Origin of the sequence: Streptococcus infantis (assembly GCF_047463615.1) — a bacterium.
In the GTDB taxonomy this organism is placed as follows: domain Bacteria; phylum Bacillota; class Bacilli; order Lactobacillales; family Streptococcaceae; genus Streptococcus; species Streptococcus infantis_X.
The window spans coordinates 1-2,537 of the sequence record NZ_JASHDO010000020.1; the positions used below are offsets into that span (position 1 = coordinate 1).

Here is a 2,537-nt window from a genome sequence, read left to right on the forward strand (position 1 = left end):
TTCTTAACCCTGATGCAACATGGACAGCTAATAAGACTAACTATGATGCAGTTCCAACACCAGGATTGACAGGTTACTACGCTGATAAAGGAAGTGTTGCTTCTAAGACAGTCACTCAAGAAAATCTTGAAGAAACTGTAACTTACAGACCACTTGGAAAATTGGTTCCAAAACCAGAGACACCAAACGATCCAAACTTCCCATCAAAACCAGGAGTGAAGTATCCAAATGATCCAAAAGATCCAACTAAACCAGGTCAACCACTTGTTCCAGATGTACCAGGTTATGAACCACATCTTCCAGATCCAAAAGATCCAACTAAACCAGGTAAATCAGTACCTCCAGGAACACCAATCACTCCTGATAAACCAGGTGAAGACACACCAATTATCTACGTACCAAAAACAACTGAAGTTACAAAACCAACTAAACAAACGGTAACGTTTGAAGGAGCAGGAACAGCTACTCCAGCTGATAAGGTTCAAGATAACTTCACATTCACTGGTAAACAAAAAAATGGTACGACAACATGGGATCAACCTAATCACACTTATGGCAAAGAAACAGTTCCAGTTGTTGAACATTACTATGCCGATAAGAAGGAAGCTGGATCTAAGACAGTTACTCCAGATCAACCAGAAGTTACGGATAAGGTTACTTATAAACCACTTGGTAAGATCATTCCAGTTGATCCAGAAGGAAACAAAATTCCAAGTGCACCAACTCCACAGTACAACAATGATCCACAAGATCCAACTAAGGGTGGCGAAACTCCAACTCCAGTCATCCCAGGTTATGTGACAGATACACCAAGTGTAACTCCTAACAAACCAGGAGAGGATACACCTGTTGTCTACCGTAAGGCAGAACAAAAAGCTATTATCAAGTATGTAGACCAAAATACTGGTAAAACACTTGAAAATGATCAAGTTTCTGGTAAATCTGGTGAAGCTATTGACTACTCAACTGCAGCTAAGATCAAGAAATACCAAGATCGTGGTTACGTTCTTGTAAGCGATGAGTTCCCAGCAGGAGCTACTTATGACACAGATGCATCCCGTGACCAAATTTGGACAGTAACCTTGAAACACGGTGAAACTCCAGTTGGACCAAATAATCCACATAAACCAACAGATCCAATCAATCCAAAAGATCCAAAGAGTCCTAAATACCCTGAGACAGATCAATGGAAGAAAGATGTAACATCAACTGTTCATTATGTGGTATCAGACGGTAATGCAACTGCCCCAGCTGACAATGTTCAAAATGCACAATGGACACGTACCTTAAATGTTGATAAGGTGACAGGTAAAGTTCTTAACCCTGATGCAACATGGACAGCTAATAAGACTAACTATGATGCAGTTCCAACACCAGGATTGACAGGTTACTACGCTGATAAAGGAAGTGTTGCTTCTAAGACAGTCACTCAAGAAAATCTCGAAGAAACTGTAACTTACAGACCACTTGGAAAATTGGTTCCAAAACCAGAGACACCAAACGATCCAAACTTCCCATCAAAACCAGGAGTGAAGTATCCAAATGATCCAAAAGATCCAACTAAACCAGGTCAACCACTTGTTCCAGATGTACCAGGTTATGAACCACATCTTCCAGATCCAAAAGATCCAACTAAACCAGGTAAATTAGTACCTCCAGGAACACCAATCACTCCTGATAAACCAGGTGAAGACACACCAATTATCTACGTACCAAAAACAACTAAAGTTACAAAACCAACTAAACAAACGGTAACGTTTGAAGGAGCAGGAACAGCTACTCCAGCTGATAAGGTTCAAGATAACTTCACCTTTACTGGTAAACAAAAAAATGGTACAACAACATGGGATCAACCTAATCACACTTATGGCAAAGAAACAGTTCCAGTAGTTGAACATTACTATGCCGATAAGAAGGAAGCTGGATCTAAGACAGTTACTCCAGATCAACCAGAAGTTACGGATAAGGTTACTTACAAACCGCTTGGTAAGATCATTCCAGTTGATCCAGAAGGAAACCCAATTCCTAAAGCACCAACTCCACAGTACAACAACGATTCAGAAGATCCAACTAAGGGTGGCAAGACTCCAACTCCAGACATCCCAGGTTATGTGACAGACACTCCAAGTGTAACACCTGACAAACCAGGAGAAGATACACCTGTTGTCTACCGTAAGGCAGAACAAAAAGCTATTATCAAGTATGTAGACCAAAATACTGATAAAACACTTGAAAATGATCAAGTTTCTGGTAAATCTGGTGAAGCTATTGACTACTCAACTGCAGCTAAGATTAAGTACTATGAAGATCGTGGATACGTTCTTGTAAGCGATGAGTTCCCAGCAGGAGCTACTTATGACACAGATGCATCCCGTGACCAAATTTGGACAGTAACCTTGAAACACGGTGAAACTCCAGTTGGACCAAATAATCCACATAAACCAACAGATCCAATCAATCCAAAAGATCCAAAGAGTCCTAAATACCCTGAGACAGATCAATGGAAGAAAGATGTAACATCAACTGTTCATTATGTG

General features: G+C 40.5%; 1 protein-coding gene. It reads left to right on the forward strand.

All coding sequences use genetic code 11. The features are described from left to right. Nucleotides 1-2,537, forward strand: a 2,537-nt coding sequence (locus QM874_RS09775; RefSeq protein WP_414317121.1) for a mucin-binding protein, incomplete at both ends; no start/stop codon positions are given.